The organism is Pseudochelatococcus lubricantis (genome assembly GCF_011762225.1).
Taxonomy (GTDB): domain Bacteria; phylum Pseudomonadota; class Alphaproteobacteria; order Rhizobiales; family Beijerinckiaceae; genus Pseudochelatococcus; species Pseudochelatococcus lubricantis.
In genome coordinates this window covers 559,856-583,889 of the sequence record NZ_JAASQI010000001.1, presented here as the reverse complement: position 1 = coordinate 583,889, position 24,034 = coordinate 559,856, and the positions used below count along the sequence as shown (strand labels likewise).

At 68.5% G+C, this 24,034-nt stretch carries 20 protein-coding genes; 8 read left to right on the top strand and 12 right to left on the bottom strand.

Annotated features, from left to right (window positions below):
* Positions 1-4 precede the first annotated feature (4 nt).
* The 3 genes from ygfZ to FHS82_RS02520 are packed head-to-tail and all read left to right on the top strand — an operon-like array spanning position 5 to position 2,113.
* Complete coding sequence (gene ygfZ, locus FHS82_RS02530; protein ID WP_166948352.1) at positions 5-880, top strand: CAF17-like 4Fe-4S cluster assembly/insertion protein YgfZ; 876 nt, start codon at positions 5-7, stop codon at positions 878-880.
* The gene (locus FHS82_RS02525; RefSeq protein WP_166948350.1) at positions 873-1,502 is read left to right on the top strand and encodes a DNA-3-methyladenine glycosylase I; all 630 of its coding nucleotides are present in this window, start codon (positions 873-875) and stop codon (positions 1,500-1,502) included. The genes ygfZ and FHS82_RS02525 overlap by 8 nt, the downstream gene beginning before the upstream one ends.
* Positions 1,469-2,113, top strand: coding sequence for an HD domain-containing protein (locus FHS82_RS02520; protein WP_377700233.1), 645 nt, complete (start codon positions 1,469-1,471; stop codon positions 2,111-2,113). The genes FHS82_RS02525 and FHS82_RS02520 overlap by 34 nt, the downstream gene beginning before the upstream one ends.
* Here FHS82_RS02520 and FHS82_RS02515 read toward each other — a convergent pair.
* From FHS82_RS02515 to FHS82_RS02495, 5 genes are all read right to left on the bottom strand, one after another.
* Positions 2,091-2,945: a TrmH family RNA methyltransferase gene (locus tag FHS82_RS02515; RefSeq protein ID WP_166948348.1), complete on the bottom strand. Its 855-nt coding sequence runs from the start codon at positions 2,943-2,945 to the stop codon at positions 2,091-2,093. The two genes, FHS82_RS02520 and FHS82_RS02515, sit on opposite strands and share 23 nt — an antisense overlap.
* Positions 2,945-4,756, bottom strand: a complete 1,812-nt coding sequence (locus tag FHS82_RS02510) for an ABC-F family ATP-binding cassette domain-containing protein (protein ID WP_166948346.1) — start codon at positions 4,754-4,756, stop codon at positions 2,945-2,947. Before FHS82_RS02510 ends, FHS82_RS02515 begins: the two co-directional genes overlap by 1 nt.
* Before the next feature lie 46 nt (positions 4,757-4,802).
* Positions 4,803-5,456 carry a DUF1254 domain-containing protein gene (locus tag FHS82_RS02505; RefSeq protein WP_166948343.1) on the bottom strand — a complete coding sequence of 218 codons (654 nt, stop codon included), beginning with the start codon at positions 5,454-5,456 and terminating at the stop codon, positions 4,803-4,805.
* Positions 5,457-5,480: 24 nt separating this feature from the next.
* Positions 5,481-6,059, bottom strand: coding sequence for a DUF1214 domain-containing protein (locus FHS82_RS21015; protein ID WP_343042484.1), 579 nt, complete (start codon positions 6,057-6,059; stop codon positions 5,481-5,483).
* Between the two features lie 111 nt (positions 6,060-6,170).
* A complete protein-coding gene (locus FHS82_RS02495; RefSeq protein WP_166948328.1) occupies positions 6,171-8,441 on the bottom strand; it encodes a PBP1A family penicillin-binding protein in 2,271 nt (756 codons plus the stop codon).
* Between the two features lie 130 nt (positions 8,442-8,571).
* Between FHS82_RS02495 and FHS82_RS02490 the strand changes: the two genes are divergently transcribed.
* Positions 8,572-9,186, top strand: a complete 615-nt coding sequence (locus FHS82_RS02490) for a YcgN family cysteine cluster protein (RefSeq protein ID WP_166948325.1) — start codon at positions 8,572-8,574, stop codon at positions 9,184-9,186.
* Between the two features lie 49 nt (positions 9,187-9,235).
* On the opposite strand, the gene FHS82_RS02485 is transcribed toward FHS82_RS02490, so the two are convergent.
* Positions 9,236-9,751 (bottom strand): VOC family protein, encoded by a 516-nt coding sequence (locus tag FHS82_RS02485; protein ID WP_166948322.1) that lies wholly within the window; start codon positions 9,749-9,751, stop codon positions 9,236-9,238.
* A gap of 113 nt (positions 9,752-9,864) precedes the next feature.
* Positions 9,865-10,266 (bottom strand): DoxX family protein, encoded by a 402-nt coding sequence (locus tag FHS82_RS02480; protein ID WP_166948319.1) that lies wholly within the window; start codon positions 10,264-10,266, stop codon positions 9,865-9,867.
* 166 nt (positions 10,267-10,432) lie between these two features.
* Here FHS82_RS02480 and FHS82_RS02475 point away from each other — a divergent pair, with 166 nt between their 5' ends.
* Positions 10,433-11,353 (top strand): LysR family transcriptional regulator, encoded by a 921-nt coding sequence (locus FHS82_RS02475; protein WP_166948935.1) that lies wholly within the window; start codon positions 10,433-10,435, stop codon positions 11,351-11,353.
* Positions 11,354-11,407: 54 nt separating this feature from the next.
* Here FHS82_RS02475 and FHS82_RS02470 read toward each other — a convergent pair whose 3' ends face one another.
* Complete coding sequence (locus FHS82_RS02470; protein ID WP_166948317.1) at positions 11,408-11,752, bottom strand: DUF1491 family protein; 345 nt, start codon at positions 11,750-11,752, stop codon at positions 11,408-11,410.
* Between the two features lie 92 nt (positions 11,753-11,844).
* Here FHS82_RS02470 and galE point away from each other — a divergent pair, with 92 nt between their 5' ends.
* Positions 11,845-12,816, top strand: coding sequence for a UDP-glucose 4-epimerase GalE (gene galE / locus FHS82_RS02465; RefSeq protein ID WP_166948316.1), 972 nt, complete (start codon positions 11,845-11,847; stop codon positions 12,814-12,816).
* Positions 12,817-12,844: 28 nt separating this feature from the next.
* On the opposite strand, the gene FHS82_RS02460 is transcribed toward galE, so the two are convergent.
* The gene (locus FHS82_RS02460) at positions 12,845-13,102 is read right to left on the bottom strand and encodes a hypothetical protein (protein WP_166948315.1); all 258 of its coding nucleotides are present in this window, start codon (positions 13,100-13,102) and stop codon (positions 12,845-12,847) included.
* A gap of 153 nt (positions 13,103-13,255) precedes the next feature.
* Positions 13,256-14,794, bottom strand: coding sequence for a YifB family Mg chelatase-like AAA ATPase (locus FHS82_RS02455; protein ID WP_166948314.1), 1,539 nt, complete (start codon positions 14,792-14,794; stop codon positions 13,256-13,258).
* Between the two features lie 342 nt (positions 14,795-15,136).
* On the opposite strand from FHS82_RS02455, the gene FHS82_RS02450 reads away from it, so the two are divergent.
* A complete protein-coding gene (locus FHS82_RS02450) occupies positions 15,137-15,670 on the top strand; it encodes a Spy/CpxP family protein refolding chaperone (protein WP_166948313.1) in 534 nt (177 codons plus the stop codon).
* 158 nt (positions 15,671-15,828) lie between these two features.
* Here FHS82_RS02450 and FHS82_RS02445 read toward each other — a convergent pair whose 3' ends face one another.
* Positions 15,829-16,254, bottom strand: a complete 426-nt coding sequence (locus FHS82_RS02445; protein WP_166948312.1) for a universal stress protein — start codon at positions 16,252-16,254, stop codon at positions 15,829-15,831.
* Between the two features lie 102 nt (positions 16,255-16,356).
* Complete coding sequence (locus FHS82_RS02440; protein WP_166948311.1) at positions 16,357-16,677, bottom strand: 2Fe-2S iron-sulfur cluster-binding protein; 321 nt, start codon at positions 16,675-16,677, stop codon at positions 16,357-16,359.
* 436 nt (positions 16,678-17,113) lie between these two features.
* Between FHS82_RS02440 and FHS82_RS02435 the strand changes: the two genes are divergently transcribed.
* On the top strand, positions 17,114-23,941 hold the full coding sequence (locus FHS82_RS02435; protein ID WP_166948309.1) for an apolipoprotein A-IV repeat region-like domain-containing protein: 6,828 nt from the start codon (positions 17,114-17,116) through the stop codon (positions 23,939-23,941).
* The last annotated feature ends 93 nt before the right edge of the window (positions 23,942-24,034 follow it).

The window sequence follows — 24,034 nt, the reverse complement described above, 5'->3', positions numbered from 1 at the left end:
TCCCATGCCGAAGACTTTCCTTGCGGACAGGGGCGTGGTGAAGGTGGTGGGCGAGGAAGCCCGCCATTTTCTCCAGAACCTCGTCACCAGCCACGTCGAGAATCTGGCGCCCGGCGAGGCGCGCTGGTTCGGGCTGCTGACGCCGCAGGGCAAGATCCTGTTCGACGGCCTCGCCGTCGCCATGCCGGACGAGCGCGGCGGCGGCTTCCTGCTCGACGTCGCGCGCGATCAGGCCGAGACGCTGGCCAGACGGCTGAATTTCTACAAGTTGCGTGCGAAGGTCATCGTCGAGGATCTGTCGGAGACATTGGGCGTCGGCGTCGTCTGGGGCGACGACGCGCCGCCGGCGGGGCTCGGCATCGCCTTCACCGACCCGCGGCTGGCGGAACTCGGCACGCGGATCGTCGCGGAGCGCGAGCGCGTCGCGGCGCTGGGCGATGACGCGGCGGCGTGGCACGCGCACCGCGTGCGGCTCGGCGTGCCGGAGGGCGGAAAGGACTTCCCGTGGGGCGATGCCTTTCCGCACGAGGTGCTGATGGACCAGTTGCAGGGCGTCGCCTTCGACAAGGGCTGCTACGTGGGGCAGGAGGTCGTCTCGCGCATGCACCACCGCAAGACGGCGCGCACGCGCATCGTGCCCGTCACGTTCGAGGGCGCCGGCCCCGCCGAAGGGGCTGACGTGCTGACGGGCGGCAAGGTTTCCGGCCGCGTCGGCACGGCCATCCCGGGCCGGGCGCTGGCGAGCCTGCGCCTCGACAGGGCGGCGGAGGCCATCGCCGCCGGCGAGCCGGTGACGGCGGACGGCGTCGCGCTGACCCTCGACAAGCCCGCCTTCATCCGCTTCCCCTTCCCCGGCGAGGAAGAGCCCCCGCATGACTGACCTGCCCGCCAGCGATTTCGTGAAGCTGCACCCGGACGGCAGGAGCCGCTGCCTCTGGCCGGGCGAGGACCCGCTCTACGTCGCCTACCACGACGAGGAATGGGGCGTGCCGGAATACGACGACCGGGCGCTGTTCGAAAAGCTCATTCTGGACGGCTTTCAGGCGGGCCTGTCGTGGATCACCATCCTGCGCAAGCGTGACAACTTCCGCGCCGCCTTCGCCGATTTCGATCCCGGAACGATCGCGCGCTTCGACGCCGCGAAGGTCGAGGCGCTGATGCAGGACGCCGGCATCGTGCGCAACCGCGCCAAGATCAACGGCACAGTCGAGAGCGCGCGCGTCTGGCTGGCGATCCAGGAGCGCGGTTCCTTCAGCGATTTCCTGTGGGATTTCGTCGACGGCCGCCCGCGCATCAATCATTTCCGCAATCGCGCGGACGTGCCGGCGGAGACGGAACAGTCGCAGAAGATGGCGAAGGCGCTGAAGCAGGCCGGTTTCAAATTCTGCGGCCCGACCATCACCTATGCCTTCATGCAGGCGGTCGGCATGGTGAACGACCACATGGTCGATTGCTGCCGCCATGCCGAATGCGCCGCTCTCGCCCTTCCGCCTCGCTGCTGACCATGGCCGCCCGCCCCTCCAGGACGCCGCGCGTATGGCAGCGGATGCTGTCCGGCCGCCGGCTCGACCTGATCGATCCCTCCCCGCTCGACGTCGAGATCGAGGATATCGCCCACGGCCTTGCCCGCGTCGCGCGCTGGAACGGGCAGACAAAGGGCGCGCATATCTTCTCCGTCGCCCAGCACACGCTGCTGGTGGAACTGTTCGCCGATGCCGCCGCCGACCCGGCGCTGACCCGTGAGGCGCGGCTGGCCGTGCTGTTGCACGACGGCGCGGAATACGTGGTCGGTGACATCATCTCGCCCTTCAAGGCCGTGCTCGGTGACAGCTACCGCGACGTCGAGAAGCGGCTGCTCGCAGCCATCCACATCCGCTTCGGCCTGCCGCCGCAGCCGTCGCCGGCGCTGGCGGGGGCCATCAAGCGCGCGGACCGGGCAGCCGCCTTCTACGAGGCGACGCGGCTGGCCGGCTTCGATCTCGATGAGGCGCGCGGCTTCTTCGGCAAGATCGTGCCGCTGCCACGGGGCGGCGAGGATTTCCTGCAGCCGTGGGACGCGGAAACCGCCAAGGCGCGCTTCCTCGCTCACTTCAACGCGGCGCTGAACGGCTGACCGGGTGGTGCAGGGCCAAGTGGTGCAGGGCGAGGTGGTGCAAGGCGATGCCGCTCGTGGTCGCGACATTGAGCGAATCGAACGCACCGTGCATCGGGATCGAGACCGTGCGGCAGCGTGCCAGCACGTCGTCGGGCAGACCGGGCCCCTCGGTGCCGAGCAGCAGCGCGGCGCGCGCCGGCGGCGTGAGCGCCGACAGTTCTTCCCTCCCACGCGGGCTGAAGGCCAGCACAGCGAACCCGGCGCCTTCCAGAACATCGACCAGCGCGTGGGCGGAGGCGGCGCGGAAGAACGGCACGCAGAGCGCCCCGCCCACCGACACGCGGATCGCCTTGCGATAAAGCGGGTCGCAACTCGTCCCGTCGAGCAGAACCGCATCTGCGCCGAAGGCGGCCGCGTTGCGGAAGATGCCGCCGACGTTGTCGTGGTTCGCAAGCCCCACGAGCCCGACCGCGAGCGCCCGTTCCGGCAGGCGGGAGAGAAACGCCCCTGCTTCCCCGGGCTCGCCACGCCGCCCCACCGCGAGAATGCCCCGATGGATGGGGAAGCCGGCAACGGCGTCCATCACCTCCCGGCTCGCCGTGTAGAGCGGCACGCCGTCCGGCAGGCGCGCCAGCAGACCGGCGAGCAGCGGCAGGCGCTTGTCCAGGATGAACAGCGATTCGATGGCGTGCAGCCTCTGGCGCAGCAACACGGCGAGAACCGTTTCGCCCTCCGCGACGAAGCGCCGGCCACGGCCAACGAGATCGCGCTCGCGGATGTCCGTGTAAGCGGCGATGCGGGGATCGTCCGGCCGGTCGATGCGGATGGCGGCGGGAACGGCCTCCGGCATCAGCCTTCCAGTTCCTCGCGCAGCAGTTCGAGCCGCAGCCATTCCTCCTCGCAATTGGCGCGCTCCTGCTCGGCGCGGGCCAGCAGCGTGTTGGCCTTCTCGAACTTGGCGGGCTCGCGGGTGTAGAGTTCGGGATCGGCGAGCAGCGCCTGCAATTTGGCGATATCTCGCTCCAGCGCCGCGATGCGCTCGGGCAGTGTGTCGAGCGCGTGCTTTTCCTTGAAGGTGAGCTTGCGCTTCCTCTCCGCCTCGGGCGCCACGGGTGCCGGGGCCTTCGACTTTTCGGCCGCGGGCCTGCTGTCGGCCTTGCGCGCCGTCACCCCCTCGCCGCGCTGGGCGAGCATGTCGGTGTAGCCGCCCGCGTAAACCTGCCAGCGCCCGTTGCCCTCGGCCACCGCCACGGCGTTGACGGTGCGGTCGAGGAAATCGCGGTCGTGGCTGACGAGGATGACCGTGCCGGGATAGTCGGCGATCATCTCCTCCAGCAGGTCGAGGGTTTCTAGGTCGAGGTCGTTGGTGGGCTCGTCGAGCACCAGGAAGTTCGATGGCAGCGCCAGCGCGCGCGCCAGCGTGAGCCGCCCCCGCTCGCCGCCGGACAGCACGGAAACAGGCGTGTTGAGCTGGTCCGGCGAGAACAGGAAGTCCTTCATGTAGCTGGCGACGTGCTTCACCACGCCGCCCACCGTCACCGTGTCGGTGCCGCCGCCGGTGAGCGCGTCCTTCAGGGTCGTCTCGGGCGCAAGGGTGGCGCGGCGCTGGTCGAGGAAGGCCATCTGCAGGTTCGCGCCGAGCTTGACGGAGCCGCTGTCGGGCGCGAGGTCGCCTGTGAGCATGTTGAGCAGCGTCGTCTTGCCCGCACCGTTCGGCCCCACGATGCCGATACGGTCGTGGCGCAGGATGCGGATGGAGAAATCATCCACGATCACACGGTCGCCAAAGCGCTTGCCGATGTTCTTCGCCTCGACGACGAGCTTGCCGGACGTCTCGCCCTCCGTCACCGTCATGGTGACGGAGCCTGCCGCGCGGCGGTGCTCGCGGAATGCCTTGCGCATGTCCTGCAGTTCGCGCACGCGGCGCATGTTGCGCTTGCGCCGGGCGGTGACGCCGTAGCGCATCCAGTCCGCCTCGGCGGCGATGCGGCGGGCCAGCTTGTGGTGCTCGACCTCTTCCTGCTCCAGCACGGCGTCGCGCCACTCCTCGAAAGCGGCGAAGCCCCTGTCGAGGCGGCGCGCGACGCCCCGGTCGAGCCAGACGGTGGCGCGCGAGAGGTTTTCGAGGAAGCGCCTATCGTGGCTGATCAGCACCAGCGCTGACTTCATGGCGCGGATCTCGCTTTCCAGCCATTCGATGGCCGGCAGGTCGAGGTGGTTGGTCGGCTCGTCGAGCAGCAGGATGTCGGGTTCGGGCGCCAGCGCCCGCGCCAGCGCCGCCCGCCGCGCCTCGCCGCCGGAGAGGTTCGACGGCTCCTCCGCACCCGTGAGGCCGAGCTGTTCCAGCAGATAGGCGGCGCGATAGGTGTCGTCGCCCGGCGCGAGTCCGGCCTCGACATAGGCAAGCGTGCTCCCGAAGCCGGACAGGTCCGGCTCCTGCGGCAGGTAGCGCACGGTGGAGCCCGGCTGCACGAAGCGCGTGCCGGAGTCGGCCTGCACGAACCCGGCCGCGATCTTGAGCAGCGTGGATTTGCCGGAGCCGTTGCGGCCGACGAGGCACAGGCGTTCGCCTTCCGACACGGAGAGTTCCGCGCCTTCGAGCAAGGGCGTGCCGCCGAACGTGAGGCGAATATCCTGAAGGAGAAGCAGAGGTGGAGCCATGCGCCTCCATACCCCGGATCGCGGCGGTTTGCCAGAGGCGCGCGCGTCAGGGCGCCGCTTCCTCGCAGCGAAGCGACGCAGCCGTCTCGCGCGCCTTTTCCCGCAGGCTCGGCAGCGGCGCCAGCACGCGATAGACGGCGAGGCCCGTGGTCGTCGCGATGCCCCGGTTCACCGGCGCGACGAAACGCACCTCGGCGCCGGCCTCGCCCGGGTCGTCAGCGGCCTGCTCGGGCGTGAGCACCAGCAGTACCAGCTCGCCGTCCTGCGCGATTTCGTCCGTCACCGCATAAAGCACGCCGCCGCCCTGCCCGTGCAGCGAAAGGCCGGCGAATCCGTCGCCGGCACGGGCGCTGATCCGCTGCGGGCCGCGCGTCAGGTCGAAGCGGCAATAGGTGGTGACGAAAGCGGGGTCGGGCCACGGCGGCACGAAGCCGCCAGCGCCGATTTCCCCCGTCTGCGCGGATGGCACATCCGGCGCCAACTCGCGCGACAGACGGCTGACGGCGTCGCTCGATCCCACCAGCGGGATGGCGAACACGGTCACGATGTGAACGAGCCCGCCAAGCGCGAGACCGAGCGCCAGCGCATAAAGCATCGTGCTCGTCAGCCACGCCACCGCCCGCCGCAAGCGCCCGCCGCGCGCCGACCGGCGCGCCGGGCCGCCCGGGATGTTGGGCTTGAGGACTCTGGTGCTCTTCATGCGCGCGCTTTCATCGTCACGATCTCACGGGCAGGCCAGCCTGTCGATGGCGAGCAGCGCCGCCGCCTCCACGGCGCCAGTGATCGCGGCAAGCGGTGCGCTGTAGAGGCGCAGCATGAGGGAAAAGCGCTGCGTCTGCGGCAGCATCAGCCAGTTGCCCGGCTCGACCGCGCGCGAGAGCAGGATTTCCGCCGTGCCGTCCGGGCGGCGCAGCAACTCGTAGGAGGTGAAGCCGTTGCGGCCGGTGTCGTTGGCCGGCAAACGGCCGTCGGCATCGTAGACCGTCAGCGTCCACGCCCGCGAGGGCGGCAGGGCGCCGCGCATGGAATAGGTGCAGGCGCCGTCGAGCGCCCGCCCTTCGCTGTCATGAGTCGCGGTGAGGGCAAGCCCCTCGCCCGCGCCGAGCGGCAGCGCCCCTGTGCGCGCCACGATCGCCCGCGCATAGGGATCGATGGCCGGCGAGCCGACGTCCGGCCACGCCGTCCACGGCCCCACCTGCACCCCGCCGAGCGGCGGCTCGCCGCGCGTCAGATACCAGGCCGAGCCGAGACCGGTCGCGGCGGCGATGAAAAGGGCGGTGAGGATGGCGAGAATGACGCGCACGGAATCAACGCAAGCCCAAGGAGCGCGCGCCGCCACGGAACCGCCCGGCCGCCGCGCGTGTCAGGCCGTCCCGCCCCGTGGCGCCCCTTGTGGCGCCTCTCATGGCAGCCGTCATGGCGCCGCCTCGCCCGCCTGTGCCGGCACCGCGACGTTGCGCGCCGCGAGGTGAAGCGCCTCGGGCGCCTCCGCGGCCGCGGCCGTTCCCGCCCCCGCGCGCGGAATCGCTGCATCGCCCTGCGCGGCCGCCTTCGCCGTGCCGCCGGGCAGGGTCGCGGATGCCTCGTGGAAAAGCGTGTTCATGCCCTGCAGCAGCTCATAGGACTGCCGGGAAAGGTTGATCGGCGCGCCGGCTTCGTCTTCCGCCGCCTCCGCCGCGCTCGCGGTCGCGGCCGCCGGGACCATGTCGACACCGGGAATCGGTCGCAGCGTCAGCCCGCGATGGGCGCGCACCATCATCATCTGCCATATCTGCGCCGGCAGCGTGCCCCCGGTCATGCGGTTCGCGGGCTTGTAGTCGTCGTTGCCGAGCCAGACACTTGCCACCAGATTGCCGGTGAAGCCCACGAACCAGCCGTCGCGGTAGGCGTTCGTCGTCCCGGTCTTGCCCGCGACGGGAACGCCCTCGATGCGCGCACGCCGGCCCGTGCCGGCTTCCACCACCTTGTTCATCATGAAGTTCATACCAGCCGCGACCTCCGGCGTCAGCACGCGCGCGGGCTCACCCGCGTCGCGGTCGTGCCGCCAGATCACGTCGCCGTGGCCGTTGCGGATTTCCACCGCCGCATAGGGCTTCGCGCGCAGGCCGCCGTTGGCGAACACGGCGAAGCCCGCCGCCATGTCGAGCACCCGCACGCCTTCCGCGCCGATGGGCAGCGGCGCGGTGTTGCGCAGCTCCGTGGTGATGCCCATGGCGTGGCTCATCTCGATCACGCGCGCGAGGCCGTTGCGGGCGTTGCCCTTGCCCATCATCAGGGTGAGCCGCACGGGCGTCGTGTTGATGGAGCGCTGCAGCGCGGCCGTCAGCGTCATGCGGCCGGCATAGCCGCGGCTGTAGTTGTTGGGGCACCAGTTGCCGATGCAGGTCGGGCCGTCGACGATGGTGCTGTCCGGCGTGACGAGGCCGTCCATCATCGCGCCCGCGTAGACGAAGGGCTTGAAGGAGGAGCCCGGCTGGCGCAGCGCATGCGTGGCGCGGTTGAACTGGCTTTCGCCATAGTCGCGCCCGCCCACCATGGCGCGCGCCGCGCCATCGGGATCGAGCACCGCGATAGCCCCCTGCTTCACGCCCCAGCGCTTGCCGTCCTGGCGCAGGCCCTCCTCCAGCGAGGTCTCCGCGAGATGCTGGACGGACATGTCGAGCGGCGTCTTGACGATGAGCACCCGTTCGCCCCGCAGCGCGCCTTCCTGCGCCATGGCGCGGATTTCGTCGAAAGCCCAGTCGAGATAATAGTCGGGGCTCGCGTCCCGCTCTCGGTCCACCGGCGTCGCCGGGTTGCGCCGCGCGATTTCGGCCTGCCCGTCGCTGATGAAGCCGGCGTTGACCATGGCGCCGAGCACGTCCGAAGCGCGGGCGCGGGCGGTCGGCAGGTTGACGTGGGGCGCGTACTTCGACGGCGCCTTGAACAGGCCCGCCAGCATCGCCGCCTCCGGCAGCGTCACGTCGCGCACCGACTTGCCGAAATAGAACTCCGCCGCCGCCGCCGCGCCGAACGTGCCGCCGCCCATATAGGCGCGGTCGAGGTAGAGCTTCAGGATGTCGTTCTTCGACAGGCGCGACTCCAGCCAGAGCGACAGGAATGCCTCGTTGACCTTACGCTCGATCGAGCGCTCGTTGCTCAGGAACAGGTTCTTCGCAAGCTGCTGGGTGATGGACGAGCCGCCCTGCACCACGCCATCCGCCTGCGCGTTCGCAGTCAACGCACGCATGGTGCCGATGACGTCGATGCCGAAGTGCTGGTAGAAGCGCCTGTCCTCCGTGGCGAGCACGGCCTTGATCAGCACATCGGGAAATTCGTCGAGCGCCAGCGAATCGTCGTGCAGGATGCCGCGCCGCCCGACCTCGTTGCCGTAACGGTCGAGAAAGGTGACGGCGAACTCGGGCTTTTTCAGCCAGTCGTCGCTCGTTTCCTGAAAGGCGGACTGGGCGAAGGCCAGCAGCAGCATGCCGCCGGCCACCGACAGCGTCGCCGCCTCGCTGGCGCACTCCACCAGCACGCGCCGCACGCCGGTGACGGCGAGCCTGTCCATGCGCGCGGAGATCTTCTGCCAGATTTCCCCGAACCCCGAACCGGCGCTGTAGAGGGAGGCGTCCAGCCACGAGTCAACAGCAAGCGCGGCGCGCTTCAGACGCTTGGAAAGGGATGGCCTGCCGAACCTGAACACCGCGATCGCTCCCCGGGGCGAGGCTGATGACTGCTCCTTTGGTAGTTCACATTTGGTCGCATCGCAATCGCATGCCGCCCATCAAAGATCGACATCCTTAACCGGGGTGTGCTTTGGCAAACATTGTTGTATGGAACTCACATCGCCGTCCCGATCCGCCGCCGGGCGCCCCGCGCCACGGCCGTCGCGACCGCCACGCCCTGTTCCCGGAGAAACCACGTTGAGCGGTTCCGACCTGCCTTTCTGGAAGACAAAGAAGCTCCACGAGATGTCGCCGGAGGAATGGGAACTGCTGTGCGACGGCTGCGGCCGCTGCTGTCTCGTCAAGCTGGAGGACGAGGACACCGGACGGGTCTACGCCACCGATGTTTCCTGCAAGCTGCTCGACGCCGGCACCTGCCGCTGCAGCGACTATGCCAACCGGCGCCAGAAGGTGCCGGACTGCATCCGCCTCACCCCGCAGGAGGTGGCGCGCATCACCTGGCTGCCGCCGACGTGCGGCTATCGCCTCATCCGCGAGGGTGCGGACCTGCCTTGGTGGCATCCGCTGGTGTCGGGCGATCCGGAAACGGTGCACAGCGCTGGCATCTCGGCGCGGGGGCGCATTTCCGCGACCGAGGAGGAGATCGCCGTCGACGACCTGCCGGCGCGCATCGTCGACTGGCCGATGGAGGATCCGGCGCCCAGTCCTTCTTCTCCCTCCGTCCGCAGGCGTCGCGCAGCGGCGCGGCACACGGACATGTGATCCCGCCGGCGCGCCTCTCCGCTTCGGAAAAACCGGAGAATGCCCGGAGTTACACCGCCGCCAGCAGCCCGCGCAGGTCGAGCGGCTCCGTCACCATGGTGAGCACGCCGTCGCGGTTGCGCGGCCATTCGTCCTGCGGGTGGTCCCAGTAAAGCTCGACGCCGTTCTGGTCCGGATCGCGCAGATAGAGCGCCTCGCTGACGCCGTGGTCGCTCGCGCCGTCGAGTTCGATGCCCGCCGCGATCAGCCGGCGCAGCGCATCGGCGAGGGCGGCGCGCGTGGGATAGAGGATCGCCAGGTGATACAGGCCCGTGGTGCCGGGTGCGGGCGGGCGGCCGCCGGCGCTCTCCCAGGTGTTGAGCCCGATGTGGTGGTGGTAGCCGCCGGCGGAGACGAAGGCCGCCCGCGTGCCATAGCGCTGGATCAGCTCGAAGCCGAGCACGCCGTTATAAAAGGCGAGCGCGCGGTTGAGATCGGCGACCTTGAGATGCACATGGCCGATACGCACGCCCGGATCGATGGGCCGTGGCGTCAGTTCGGGTTCGATGACGGGAAGTCTGGTCATGATCGTGGCTTTCTGTAACGTTGTTGTTGCCTTTGCCCCCCGGGACGCCGGGCATTCCGGAAAGGAAACGCCCGGCGAGATGTCATTCGCATTCTGTCACATCACGGCGCGTATCACGCCTCGCCGCGACGGCCGTCGAGGCTCCAGGCGCCGGGGCCGGCGAAAATCAGGTAGAAGAACACGAACGAGAACAGCGCCACCAGCTCGCCGCCGTTGAGGATCGGGAAGAAGCTGTGCGGGCTGTGGAACTGGAAGTACGCCACCGCCGCGAGGCCGGAAAGGACGAAGGCGGCCGCGCGCGTATAGAGACCAATCAGGATCAGGACGCTGCCCACTACCTCGATGATGCCGCCGATGCCGAATTGCGACAGCAGCGGGACATTCGCAAGCTGCTCGACATAGGGGAAGCGGATAAGCTTGGCGAGGCCATGCTGCAGGAAGAACAGGCTCGACGCGATGCGCAGGACGGCGAGCGCCTTCGGACGGAAATTGTCAAGGGTGGCGATCAGTGACATGGGTTGCTCCTTGCGGTGTCGGAAATGCGGCCGCCGGAGACCGGTGACGGAAGTGGCCGCAATGCTGCAAAGCAATATCGTTAATTTCACCCATGGTGTTAATCACGTCTGCGTGCATTATAATTATAACCAGGGGTGTGAGATTGATGACGACGAGGGGTGGACGATGCTCGACCGGCTGACGGGCATGAGCGTGTTCGCGAAAGTGGTCGCCTCCGGCAGCTTCACTGCCGCGGCGCGGCTTTCCGGCATGTCGCAAACCATGGTCACGAAACATGTCGCGGCCCTTGAGGCACGGCTCGGCACGAAATTGCTGCATCGCACAACCCGCCGCCTGACCTTGACCGAGGCGGGCCGGCGCTTTCACGACGCCTGCCTGCGCATCCTGCCGGAAGTGGACGAAGCCGAGGCCGAGGCGGGCGCCGGCAACGTCGAGCCGCGCGGGGTGTTGCGCCTCAACGTGCCATTTTCCTTCGGCATCCGCCAGATCGCGCCAGCCCTGCCGGCGTTCCTGTCGGCGCATCCGCAGCTCGACATCGAACTCGGGCTCAACGACCGTGTGGTCGATCTCGTCGACGAGGGCTGGGACGTCGCCGTGCGCATCGGCACGCTGGCGCCCTCCCGGCTGATTGCGCGCAAGCTCGCGCCCTGCCACAACCTGCTGTGCGCCGCTCCGGCCTATCTCGACCACCACGGCACGCCCCGCTCCATGGCCGACCTCGCCCGCCACAACTGCCTGGGCTACACGCTGTCCCAGCGCCTCGGCGCCGACCGCTGGCCGTTCGGCGATACAGGCGAGACGGTGCGCGTGTCCGGCAACCTGCGCGTCAACAACGGCGACGTGCTCGTCATCGCGGCGGAAGCCGGACAGGGCATCATCTACCAGCCAACTTTCCTTGTCGGCGACGCGATCCGCGCCGGCCGGCTGAAGCCGATCTTCCTCGACCGGCCGCTGGTGGACACCGGCAACGTCTACGCCGTGTTCCCGCACGACCGGCAGCCGCCGGCCAAGGTGCGCGCGCTGATCGATTTCCTGGGCGAGCGCTTCTCCCCCTCCCCGCCTTGGGACGGGGAACTGCCGGTCTGATGCGAAGACAGACGGGTGGAGCGGCGGGGTGCTTCCGGCTTCGCTTTCGCTACCCTATTCCCGCGCCAGATCGAGGAAATGTCGCCCCTCGCGATCCTCGACATCGACAATCCACAGATCGGAATCGAAGTCGATCTCGCGCCGCAACCGCTCTTCCGCGGCAGCCGGCGTCGGCCCGGACTTCAGGGGAACAGGCGCGAAGAGGCGCACGCCCGCATCCTCGTCCGCCAGGCTCTGCGGCGCGGGACCGAAAAGCCGGGCCGTGCCGTCGAGCCGGTCGACCAGCACGAAGATCGCGCCCGCCTCCGCCGCGCCGCGCCGGCGCAACACCGCGAAAGCCCCCTCCACCGCGCAGCGGCGCAGATAAGCCGACACCCAGATTTCGCTTTTCAGCCGCATGGCGCACCCTTCACAAACCTGCTGACTTTCGGGAACCTCCGACATATATGTCGGAGATTCGCCACGTCATCTATCCTGGACATGGAGTTCAAATGGCCGTTCTCGTCACAGGCGCAGCTGGCTACATCGGCAGCCACATGGTGCTCGAACTCGCCGACCGCGGCGAGGCGGCCGTCGCGCTCGACGACCTCTCCGTCGGCCGCCGGGAGGCCATTCCCGGCGCCACGCCCTTTTACGAAGGCAACGCTGGTGACGCGGGGCTGGTCGCGCGCATCGTCCGCGACCATGCCGTCGACACGATCATCCATTTCGCGGGCAGCATCAGCGTGCCGGAATCGGTCGCAGATCCGCTGGGGTACTATCTCAACAACGTGGTCGGGACCCGCGCGCTCATCGAGACCGCCGTCCGGCAGGGTGTGAAACGCTTTATCTTCTCCTCCACCGCCACCGTCTATGGCGATGCAACGGTGTCGCCCATTCCCGAGACGACGGCGCTGGCGCCGATCAACCCTTACGGCTGGTCGAAGCTCATGGTCGAGCAGATGCTGCGTGACACGGCGGCGGCGCACGGCCTGCAATTCGCCATCCTGCGGTATTTCAACGTCGCCGGGGCCGACCCGCTGGGCCGTGCCGGCCAGTCGACGCCGACCGGCCATCTCATCAAGGTCGCACTCGCCGCGGCGCTCGGCCGCCGGTCCCATATCGATGTGTTCGGCCAAGATTATCCGACGCCCGACGGCACCTGCCTGCGCGACTACGTCCACGTCTCGGACCTCGCCGGCGCCCATATGCTGGCGCTCGCGCATCTGCGCGACGGGGGCGGCAATCTGACGCTGAATTGCGGCTACGGGCACGGCTCGTCGGTGCGGGACGTCGTCGCCACGGTGCGCGCCGTCACCGGCCAGGCCGTCGAAACCCGCGATGCGCCGCGGCGCGACGGCGACCCCGCCTCGCTGATCGCCGCCAACGGTGGCATCCTCGCGCTGGGATGGGCGCCGCGTTTCGACGACCTCTCCACCATCATTCGCCATGCATGGACGTGGGAACGGCGGCTTGCGGGCTGAGAAGCTTCCCTGAAAACGCACCCGGCCTTCAGTGGCGGGGGCGGGACGAGAAGCAGCCGGCGCGGACGCGGTCGGGCAGGCGCTCGGCGAAATCCGCCACGGCTTCCTCGCCGTAGGTGGCGACCAGCGTATGAAAAGCGGCGAACAGCGCCGCATGCGCGATGCAATCCTCGTCCAGACCGTCGAGTTGCGCCTCCGCGAACGCCTCCTTCAGATAGAAGAGCGCTGCCCGCTTCTCGTCCATCACGTCATGGAGATCGCCTGTTTCGTTTACGTCTATGATCATGCTCACGCTCACCAGACTGCGTCGACTGTCCCTTGCCTGTTACCATAGGGCCATGACGCGCCCGCCGCCAGCAAGTTATTGCAATGCGGTTAACACCGGGCGGAATATGCATGTTGATAAAAAACTGTTGCATGCACGCAACAACCATTCCTCTCACGCCGCCGCCGCGATCCGCCCGACGCCGCCGCGATAGGACAACGCTTCCGCCAGATGCCGCCGGCCGACTCTCTCCTCACCGTCGAGGTCGGCGAGGGTGCGCGCCATGCGCAGCACGCGGTGATAGCCGCGGGCCGACAGGCGCATGGAGTCGGCCGCGTCACGCAGCAGGACGAGGCCCGCGCCGTCCGGCTGCGCCACCTCCTCCAGCAGCGGCGGCGGGCAGTGGGCGTTGGTTCCGCCGGCGGCGAGGCCGAGGGCGCGATAGCGGCGCGCCTGCATGTCCCGCGCCCGCGCCACCCGCGCGGCGACGGCGGCCGAGCTTTCCGCCGCCTGCGGCTGGATGAGATCGGCGGCCGTCACCGCCGGCACCTCTATGGCGAGATCGATGCGGTCGAGCAGCGGGCCGGAAAGGCGCGCCTGATATTGCGCCATGCAACGGTCGTTGGGCTGGCGCCGGCAGGCGAAGCCCGGTTCCGTCGCATGGCCGCAACGGCAGGGGTTCATCGCAGCGACGAGCTGGAAGCGCGCTGGATAGACCGCCCGCCTGTTGGCGCGGGAGATCAGCACCTCGCCGGCCTCCATGGGCTGGCGGAGGCCGTCGAGCGTCTGGGGCGCGAACTCGGGCAATTCGTCGAGGAACAGCACACCATTGTGCGCCAGCGACACTTCGCCGGGCCGCGCATGCACGCCGCCGCCGACAAGCGCCGCCATGGAGGCGGAATGATGCGGGGCGCGGAACGGCCGCCTGTCCGTGAGCGCGCCTTCGGCAAGGAGACCCGCGACCGAATGGACCATCGACACCTCCAGCAGTTCGCGCGGCGTCAGTGGCGGCAGGATCGACGGCAGGCGGCTCGCGAGCATCGACTTGCCGCTGCCGGGCGGGCCGTGCAGCAGCAGGTTGTGGCTGCCGGCCGCGGCGATTTCCAGCGCGCGGCGCGCGCTCTCCTGCCCGCGAATGTCGCCGAGATCGGGCATCGGCGCGCCTGCCCGCTCCACCGCCGGCGAGGGACGCGCCAGCACCTGCGTGCCCCTGACATGGTTGGCGAGCTGCACGAGCGAGGCAGGCGCCACGATGTCGAGATCGCCGCCCGCCCATGCCGCCTCCGGACCGCAGGCCGCCGGGCAGATGAGGCCGAGCCCGCGTTCCGCCGCGGCCATGGCCGCCGGCAGCGCGCCCGCCACCGGCGCCAACGTGCCGTCGAGTGCCAGCTCGCCGAGCACGACGTAACCGGCCAGCGCATCGGCCGGAATGGCGCCGATCGCCGCCATGACCGCCAGCGCGATCGGCAGGTCGTAGTGCGAGCCCTCCTTCGGCATATCCGCCGGCGCGAGATTGACGGTGACGCGCTTCGCAGGCATCGCCAGCCCGGAGGCCGCAAGCGCGGCGCGTACGCGCTCCCGCGATTCGCCGACCGCCTTGTCCGGCAGGCCGACGACGGAAAACGCCACCACCCCCGACGACACGAGCACCTGCACGTCGACGGGGCGCGCCTCGATCCCCTCGAAAGCAACCGTCGCAACCCGCGCAACCATCCATCATCCCCGAAAACCGCACACCGGCGCTCCATGTGCGAGCACAATAGTACAGGCATCAGCGCCACTCAAGAACAATTAATGAACATAATTCAAAATTCCTTTATTTTATTATTTAAAGAAAATCAAAATACGTAATTAATAAAAAAATTCTATATTATTTGATGATTTTTTAATAAAAAATTTAGATATTTAACTACAATTTCTCTTTATTATTTCATATGTTACATAAACTTAATAATGGCTTCTGCCACCTTAAGGAAAGTTAACTTGAATGCGGGCCGGGGCGGCGGCATATTTTTTTGCATCGCAACCGAGAGTGATCCGAAAGGACGACCGGATATGAAAAAAGCAATCGTTGCCGCTTCCACCGCCCTGCTTCTCGCCGGCCTGACGCCCGCGTTCGCCCAGGCCGACCAGAAGGACGGCAAGCCCGCGGTGGAGAAGGTCGAGCGCGACCGCCAGCAGGGTCCGCGCTTCTCCGCTGAGGACCGCGCCGCTTTCGTCGCCGCCCGACTCGCGGCCCTGAAGGCCGGACTGCAGCTCACGTCCGAGCAGGAGCCCCACTGGACCGCTCTTGAAACCGCGCTGCGTGGCATCGCCGACGAGCGTGCGGAACGGTTCGCCGAACGTCGCGCCGGCCGCGACGAGGATGACAGCGAGGCGGATAGCGGGGAACGCCGCGAGCGCCGCGATGTGCTGCAGGTGCTCTCCTGGCAGGCCGAGGGCCTGCGGGCGCGTGCGGACAATCTCACCAAGGTGGCCGAGGCGGCCAAGCCGCTCTATGACAGCCTGAACGATGCCCAGAAGCGGCGTTTTGGCGTGCTGCTGCGCGATGCGCTCGGCGGCCCCGGCGGGCCTCGCCACCAGCGCTGACCGCCTCTTCACCCTGTTCATAGGAAGGCCGGCGCCCGCGAGGACGCCGGCCTTCATCGTTTCCGAGTCGCTTACCGGCTCGGCGGCTGGCGTGTCAGATCATGCCTCAATTCACGGAAACCGGAATCTGTCCTGTTTACGTTGAAACAAGGCAGCCTCTAGTCGCGCAGCACCAGCACGGAACAGGTTGCATGGCGCACGATGGTCGCGGCGTTGGAGCCGATGAGGTAGGTCGAGACGCCCGGCTGGTGCGAAGACACGACGATCAGGTCCGCGCCCATCTCCGACGCCTCCTCCAGCACCTCATTGTAGACCGCGCCGAGCCGCACAGCGGTCGAAACACGCTCGGGCGGCAGGGGAACGCTCTTGGCGAACTCCGTCAGGTCGTCGGCCGCCTGCTTCGCCTGCTCCTCGTCGAAATCCGGCGGCACGAACTCCACAAACGACACCGGCAGCACGGAGCGCACATAGACGAGCCGCACGGTGCCGCCCGATTCCCGCGCCAGCGCAGCCGCCCGCGCGACAGCCTTGCGCGCGATATCGAGATCCGCCAGGTCGACCGGAACGAGAATCTTCTTGAACATGGTCCGCTCTCCTTCGCTCAACAGGCTCACTATCGCGGCGATGGCCGCCTGCGGCCTTGTCCTGCATCAATCGCACGCATGAATCGCGCGCCGTCCATATTATTACGCCTGACGTTCCGGCGTGTGAACAACGAGCCCGTCGAGCGCGTCGCTGACGCGAATCTGGCAGGAGAGTCGGGAGTTCGGCCGCACGTCGAGCGCGAAGTCGAGCATATCCTCCTCCATGTCCACGGGTTCGCCGACGATGTCGACCCACATGTCATCGACATAGACGTGGCAGGTGGCACAGGCACACGCGCCCCCGCACTCGCCCACGATTTCCGGAATGGCGTTGCGGACGGCGGTCTCCATGACTGTGGAGCCTGAAGCGGCATTGACGCTGCGCGCAGCCCCAGTCGAATCGATATAGGTAATGATCGGCATAAAACTTCCTGACTGTTCTGCACACGGCATCCGGATCGCGGCTTTTCTGCAACACCGGCTCACAACACTGCCGGCGGAAGGCGTTTATACCCTCGCTCCCGGTCTTCGACCGCTCGCGCGTGAGTTTTGCTCAAGCACCGTACGGGCTTGACCGCCCCTCGGTGAGCCAGGCCCATCGAGGGGCGGTATGGCGTGCCCTTGTCGCCGCGCAGCGTTATGCAGCGTATTGACAGGCAAAGGCATCGTTCAATCCCTACCGCGGCGTTTACCATAAGCTTAATATTTGATTAACGATGTCCGGCAAAGGCGTCGGAGCGGGTTTTCATCCGGCGATGCAAAGTTTAGGGTGAGCGCAGCGTTAGAGTGTTTTCAGATGGGCCAACTCCCTCGGGGCCTTGGCATAGTTGTGCTTCAATCGCACGAATGGGGCGGCAAGATGGTTCAGACAAGCAAGCGTATCGATGCAACGGCGGAAGCCCTTTCCGCCATTGAGGAAGCGCTTAACCTGAAGTCGCCGCCCAAGAGCGCCGGGGAAAAACCCGTCTCCGCGGAAAAATCCGGCGTTGCCGACAGCAAGGCTGCCGCGCCGGAAAAGCCGGCTCCCGCCGAGAAAGCCGCGCCGCCAGCACCCGCCGCCCCCGCTCAGGAGGCTGCCGCCCGGGCTCCCGCGCAGCCGGCAACCGGCGCTGCCCAGCCCCGGGCCGCGTCCGCGCCGCCGCAGGGGCAGACCTCCACAAGCGGCAACGCGGCCGCCGGCGATGGCGCCGCTTCAGCCGCGAAGGCCAGCCTGCCGCGCGCCGATGCAGTGCTGCCGCGCACGGACGGCCAGCACGCCCGCCCCGCTCCCTCCGCCGAAGCGCGCGGCAACGCGCCGCGCGAGGCCGGCGAGCCCGAGGGCCGGGAAAGCCACGTCGCGGAAAGCAGCGCCTTCGTGCGCGACCCGCAGAGGGGCGTCATCGTCGCCCCCGATACCGCGCGCGTGGCGAACGATGACAAGGAGGCCGTCGGCGCCCTCCTCCAGCTGCTGCAGCGCAAGCCCTCCGCCGGGCCGTACTGGATCGCCGCCGCGCTGTCCGTCATCTGGGCGTGCATCGTCGCGAGCTTCTTCTATGTGCAGCGCGATGTATCCGGCACGGGCCTTTCGGCCGCCGTTGCGTCGCTCGATCCGCAATCGTGGGCGCTCTATGCGGCGGCTGTCGCGGGCCCGGTCATCTTCGCCTTCGTGCTCGCGGCGCTGCATGCGCGCACGCAGGAGATTCGCCACGTGGCGCGCGCCATGACGGGCGTGGCCGTGCGGCTGGCGCAGCCGGAGACGCTCGCCTCGGATTCGGTGGCGAGCCTCTCGCAGGCCGTCCGGCGCGAGATGGTGGCGATGGGTGACGGCGTCGAGAGGGCACTCGCGCGCGCGGGCGAACTGGACACGCTGGTGCGCACCGAGATCGCCACGCTGGAGCGTTCTTATTCCGATAACGAGGTGCGCATCAGGGGCCTGATCGACGAACTCGTCGCCCAGCGCGACGCCATCGTCGGCAGCGCGGACCGGGCACAGGCGGCGATCACCAGTTCGCAAGGCGCGCTGGTGAAGGACCTCGAATCGCGCAGCAACGCGCTGACCGTGTCGCTGTCCATCGTCGGCACGCGCATCGCGGAATCCATCGCCGCGCGGGGCGAGCAGCTCTCGCAGTCGCTAACCCAGGCGGGCGACCGGGTCGTTCAGGATATCGAGGCGCACGGCACCCAGCTCCTCGACAAACTCACGGGCGTCAGTAAAAACGTCAACGAGCGGCTCTCGAGCGCGAGCGGCGATCTCACGCAGGCCCTCGACGACAAGGCGCGGGAAATCGGCGAAGGGCTGACGCGCACGGGCAAGCACCTTGCCGGAGTGCTCGGCGAAAGCACCGAGAAGGCCGCGCAGGCCTTTGCCGAAGCCGGCACCACGGTGGCGGATTCCATCGCCGCACGCGCGGGCGAGGTGAACAAGACGCTGAAATCGACTGGCGATTCGCTTGCCGTGTCCCTCAGCCTGCACGGCGCGGAAGTGAGCCAGCGCATCGCGCAGACAGGCCATGAAATCGCCGAGGCTATCGATGTGAACGGCACCGGGCTGGCCGAGCGCCTGACGCGCACGGGCGATGTCATCCGCAAGGTCATCGTCGACGACGGCAAGGCGCTGGAAACGGGCCTCGCGCAGACGGGCGAACGGCTGTCGAAGGCGATCGCCGAGCAGACCGAGACCGCGCGCGCGCAGTTCGCCGACGGCACCGGGCAGATGCTGACGGCATTCCGTGAGCAGGCGGAAACGCTCGACAACACGATGCGCGAACGTGTCGAGGCCACCCACGCCACCCTCACCTCCGTGGGCCGGGACGTCGTCCTCGCCATCGCCACGCAGGGCGTGCGCGTCAACGAATCGCTCGCCTCCAGCGCCGAGGACGCGGCACGCACCATCGACGTCCGCGGCCAGGCGGTCGACGAGGCGCTCGGCGCGCGTCTCGTCGCCTTCGAGGCCACCGTCTCCTCCGGCGGCGAACGGCTCGACCGGACGTTGGCGCAGCATCTCGATGCGTTCCAGGGCGTCATCGGCGAGCGCACGCAAGACCTCGACAAGACCATCGGCCAACGCACGCAGACCCTGCGGGATGCGCTGGAGACCGGCGGCAAGACGCTGGAAACCGCCTTCACAAGCCAGCTCGACGGACTGCGTTCCGTCATCGGCCACAGCGCCCGCGCTGTCGACCAGCTCTTCGACGCCCGCCTGCAGGGCTTCTCCCGCTTCGTCGGCGATCTCAACACCACGCTCACCGGGCTCGGCGAAACGCTCGGCACTCTCACGAGCACGCGCAGCGGTCTGGATGACGCTCTCGGCAACCTGAAATCGACGCTCGGCGGCTTCGACGCCGCACGCGATCGCTTTGAAACCGCATTCGATGCAGGCAAGAAGGAACTCGACACGCTGCTGACGAACCGCCTCACCGGCATCGGCGAGGTGCTGGAGACGCGCGGGCGGGATATCGACGGGCAGCTCGGCGGCCACGTCGCGGCATTGCGCCAGACGCTCGACCGCGGCACCGGCGCATTCGAGACCTCGTTCGCGAACCTGCTTTCGTCGGTCGACGGCTCCGTCAGCGCTGGCGCGAACAGGATCGAGAACATCATCGAGACGCGCCTGTCCGGGTTCGGAGAGGCGATCGCGACGCAGGGGCAAGCCGTGGACGAGAAGCTCGCGGGGCGTCTCGGCGAACTGCGCACGACCCTCGACCAGGGCGGCGCCACGCTGGAGAAGCTCGTCGGCGGCCTCGCAACCTCCGTCGACGGTACCGTGGCCAAGCTTGTCAACGCGGTCGACGACAGCGTCGAGAGCGGTGCCGCCAGAATCGAGGGCACGCTCGGCAAGCGCCTCGCCGGCTTCGAGGAGACCATCACGACACGCGGGCAGGCCCTCGACGACAGGCTCGCGGGACGCCTCGGCGAACTGCGCACGGCCCTCGACCAGGGCGGCGCCACGCTGGAGAAGCTCGTCGGCGGCCTCGCAACCTCCGTCGATGGCACCGTGGCCAAGCTCGTCAGCGCTGTCGACGGCAGCATCGAGAGCGGCGCGGCCAGAATCGAGGATACGCTCGGCAAGCGCCTCGCCGGCTTCGAGGAAACCGTGGAAACCCGCGGGCAAGCGCTCGACGGCAAACTGGCCGAACGGCTCGGCAACCTGCGCGAGACGCTCGACGGCGGCGCGCAGACGCTCGATGCCGCCTTCACCGGCCGCCTCGCCGCGCTGCGCAAGGCCATTGACGAGGGTTCGACGACGCTCGACGGCGTGCTCTCGGCGCGCTTCGACAGCCTGAAGGACATCGTCGACAATGGCGGTTCGGCGCTCGACGCGACGCTTTCCACCCGTTTCGACAGCTTCCGCACCACCTTCGACGACTACGGGCGCAAGACCGACGAGCAACTGGCAGCACGGCTCGCCCAGTTCCACGAGGCAATCAACAAGGGCGGCAGCCAGATCGACGCGGCGCTGCTGTCGCGGCTGGGCAGCTTCAAGTCCGTCATAGACGCCGGCCGGTCGTCGCTGGAGGCGGGCATCGACACGCGCGTCGAGACGCTGCAGACGGCGGTCGAGGCAGGCGCGGCCGCGATCAGCGAGGCGTTCGCCGCCAGCAGCAGCAAGGTGGAAGGCCATCTGGAGCACGTCGGCAAGACGGTTTCGGAACAGCAGACGGCGATCAGCGGCCTGCTGACGAACCACCTCGAAACCTTCCGCCACGTCTTCGACCGGCGCAGCCGCGCGCTGGACGAGACCATCAGCGGCCAGCTTTCCACCTTCGGTGAAAGCATCGCCCGGCACGGTGCGGAACTCAACACCGTCCTGTCCGCCCGGCTGGGCGAGTTCCAGGAAACCATCGTCGAGCGCGGCGCGACGCTGGATGCGCAGCTCGGCGAGCGCATCGCGGCATTCCAGGACGGCGTGTCCGCCTTTGGCAAGGAAGTCGAGGGCACGCTCGCCAACCGCCTCGACCATTTCAACACGCTCGTCTCCCGCACGGGAGCGACGCTCGACACGGCACTCGGCGCGCGCATCGAGGGCTTCCGCAGCAGCATCGAGATGCACAGCCAGTCCTTCGAGGCCGGCATCGCCTCGCGCCTCGACGCCTTCCAGACGGCGATCGCCACGCGCGGGCAGGAACTCGACTCCTCGCTGATGGCGCGTCTTGCGGCGCTGCGCGAGATCGTCGACACGCGCGGCCAGCATCTCGACAACCTGCTCGGCGAGCGGCTCGCGGCGCTGGAAGACACCGTCGTGCGGCGCGGCGGCGAGGTGGCGCAGCGCATCGAGCGCGACACGCAGGCGCTGGCCACCATCGTCGAAAACGGACTCGACGACGTCGAGAAACGCCTCACCGGCCCTGCGCGCGATGCAGCGGAGCAGATCGGCGCGAGCGCGCGCCAGTCCGCCGGCCTCATCGAGGAACGGATCACGACATTCGAGGAGCGGACGCGGGCGCGCACCGCGCAGGTCAGCGAGGCGCTCGAAACCCTCATCGACGGCATCGACACGCGCATCGACGCCCGCGCCGCCGCCCTCAACGAGGCGCTCGTCAGCCGCACGACCGAGCTGGCGCGCACGCTCGCCGACGGCGGGCGCGCCGCTGCCGAGGCGCTGGAGACGAAGGTGGCCGCCATCGGCACCGCCGTGTCCGAGAGCGGCGAGGCCGTCGCGCAGCGCATCGCCGAACAGGTCTCGTTCGTGGACACGACCCTCGGCGAGCGCACGCGCACGATTGCCGACACGCTCGATACCGGCGTATCGCAGTTCGAGCAGCGGATCGTCGGCCGGCTGGAGACGCTGGGCACGCGCCTGACCGACCGCGGCAACGCGCTCGACGAAAGCCTCGCACAGCGCGCGCAGGCTATCGACGCGACGCTCGGCAACCGCACACAGGAACTCACCGCCCTGTTCGACGGCCGCAGTGCCGATCTCGTCTCGGCGCTGAGCGAGCGCGGCGACGCGATCGCAACCGAGATGGCGTCCGTCGGCGAGGCCGTGGTGCGCACCATAGAGGCACGCGGCGGCTCCATGGTGGACGCGCTGCGCGAACGCAGCGAGGGCATGGCCGACCTGTTCATCCGCTCCAGCGAGACGCTGCAGAAGGCCATCGACGAAGGCACCGCCCGCTCCATCGATGCGCTGGTGGGCGCCAACGAGCGCATCCGCGGCGAGCTGTCGGACGTCATCCACCGCATTTCGGAGGCCAACACGGCGCTGGAGCGGCTGGCGAGCACGGCGGGCAGCAACCTGTCCGAGGTCGAGAGCGGCCTTTCCGAGCGCGTTGCATCGCTGCGGGACGTGGTGCAGGCGCTGTCGCAGGAAAGCGAACGGGCGACCTACGGCGTGCGCGAGCAGGTGGAAGCGCTGCAGGCCGTCGCCACGCGCACCATCGCGGAAACGGCGTCCGTCGCCAGCAACCTCGCGGAGCAGGGCGCCGACGTATCGCGGATCACGCATGAGCATGTCACGGCGCTGGCAGGCGCGGCGAAGGCGCTCGCCGCCGTCGAGGGCAAGCTCGGCGACGCCGTGGAGAGCCGCCGCACCGCGCTGGAGGCGGTCGTTGCCTCGGTCAACGCCCGCACGGACGAGCTTGCGGCGATCACCCGCAACTTCGACACGGCGCTGACGCAATCGCTGGACGCGGTCGAGGAAAAGGCGCAGCGCATCGGCGCGACCCTGTCCGGGAGCAGCGAGGCGACGAGCGCCCATGTCGCCGCGCAGCTGGCCCAGCTCGATGCGCTGGCCACCGACCAGCGCGAGCGCACGGTCACGGCCCTGCGCCAGTCCTACGAGGCGGTCATCGCGGCGCTGCGCGCCGATCTTGACCGCGCCACGGAGAACTTCCACGAGGTGGCGCACAGCATGCAGGCCACCACCAGCGTCATCCAGCGCGAACTCGCCGACACCCGCGCCGTGCTGCACGCCGGTCTGGAGGCACTGCCCCGCGAGACGCAGGAAAGCACCGCCGCCATGCGCAAGGTGGTCACGGACCAGATCAGGGCGCTGAACGAATTGACGGATATCGTCACGCAGGCCGGCAACGCCAGCCAGCTCTCCCGCGCGGTGGCAGCGCCTCGCGAGGCAATTGGACAGGCCGTCACCCCGGCCGAGCCAGCCGGCGGCGCGGTTGCCACTGCCTCCAGCCAGGACGCGCTGGCGGCCATCCGCGCCGCAACGCTGATCGCGGCGCCCGCCCGCTGGCCGGCTCCGGCGCCGCAGCCCGCCACGGCGGAACCGGTGGCCGAGACCGTCGTGCACACGCCCGTCGCCGGAACGCCCGTCGCGAGCACCGGCAGCTGGCTGAAGGACCTGCTGGTGCGTGCCTCCGACGACAATGAGCCCGTCGCGACCGGCCGGGAGGGCCGCAGCCAGCGCAACACGCTCGCGGTGCTCGACGCCATCTCCGGCGACATCGCCCGCATGATCGATCACGATGCGGCCGTGGAGCTGTGGGAGCGCTACCGCGGCGGAGAGCGCAACGTGTTCACCCGCCGGCTCTACACGCTGCAGGGCCAGCAGGTCTTCGACGAAATCGGCCGCAAGTACCGGCAGGAGTCCGAATTCCGGGACACGGTGGACCGCTACATCGGCGAGTTCGAACACCTGCTGGCGGAAGTAGCGCGCAAGGATCAGGATCAGGTGCTGACGCGCACCTATCTCACGTCGGAGACCGGCAAGGTCTACACGATGCTTTCGCACGCGACGGGGCGCTTCGACTAAACGTTGGAGTACTTCTGTTTTTAACAGAAGTACTCCAACGTTTGCCTCTGGCGGAAAAGATTCGCTTTTCAAATGCTCAAGCACCGCGCTGCC

Coding starts and splice junctions, on each gene's coding strand:
- ygfZ (WP_166948352.1), top strand. CDS start 5: ATGCCGAAGACTTTCCTTGCGGACAGGGGCGTGGTGAAGGTGGTGGGC.
- FHS82_RS02510 (WP_166948346.1), bottom strand. CDS start 4,756: ATGGCTCCACCTCTGCTTCTCCTTCAGGATATTCGCCTCACGTTCGGC.
- FHS82_RS02505 (WP_166948343.1), bottom strand. CDS start 5,456: ATGAAGAGCACCAGAGTCCTCAAGCCCAACATCCCGGGCGGCCCGGCG.
- FHS82_RS02435 (WP_166948309.1), top strand. CDS start 17,114: ATGGTTCAGACAAGCAAGCGTATCGATGCAACGGCGGAAGCCCTTTCC.
- FHS82_RS02445 (WP_166948312.1), bottom strand. CDS start 16,254: ATGTTCAAGAAGATTCTCGTTCCGGTCGACCTGGCGGATCTCGATATC.
- FHS82_RS02515 (WP_166948348.1), bottom strand. CDS start 2,945: ATGCCGGAGGCCGTTCCCGCCGCCATCCGCATCGACCGGCCGGACGAT.
- FHS82_RS02490 (WP_166948325.1), top strand. CDS start 8,572: ATGGAACTCACATCGCCGTCCCGATCCGCCGCCGGGCGCCCCGCGCCA.
- FHS82_RS02525 (WP_166948350.1), top strand. CDS start 873: ATGACTGACCTGCCCGCCAGCGATTTCGTGAAGCTGCACCCGGACGGC.
- FHS82_RS02460 (WP_166948315.1), bottom strand. CDS start 13,102: ATGATCATAGACGTAAACGAAACAGGCGATCTCCATGACGTGATGGAC.
- FHS82_RS02470 (WP_166948317.1), bottom strand. CDS start 11,752: ATGCGGCTGAAAAGCGAAATCTGGGTGTCGGCTTATCTGCGCCGCTGC.
- FHS82_RS02450 (WP_166948313.1), top strand. CDS start 15,137: ATGAAAAAAGCAATCGTTGCCGCTTCCACCGCCCTGCTTCTCGCCGGC.
- FHS82_RS02520 (WP_377700233.1), top strand. CDS start 1,469: ATGCGCCGCTCTCGCCCTTCCGCCTCGCTGCTGACCATGGCCGCCCGC.
- FHS82_RS02485 (WP_166948322.1), bottom strand. CDS start 9,751: ATGACCAGACTTCCCGTCATCGAACCCGAACTGACGCCACGGCCCATC.
- FHS82_RS02455 (WP_166948314.1), bottom strand. CDS start 14,794: ATGGTTGCGCGGGTTGCGACGGTTGCTTTCGAGGGGATCGAGGCGCGC.
- FHS82_RS02480 (WP_166948319.1), bottom strand. CDS start 10,266: ATGTCACTGATCGCCACCCTTGACAATTTCCGTCCGAAGGCGCTCGCC.
- FHS82_RS02440 (WP_166948311.1), bottom strand. CDS start 16,677: ATGCCGATCATTACCTATATCGATTCGACTGGGGCTGCGCGCAGCGTC.
- galE (WP_166948316.1), top strand. CDS start 11,845: ATGGCCGTTCTCGTCACAGGCGCAGCTGGCTACATCGGCAGCCACATG.
- FHS82_RS02475 (WP_166948935.1), top strand. CDS start 10,433: ATGCTCGACCGGCTGACGGGCATGAGCGTGTTCGCGAAAGTGGTCGCC.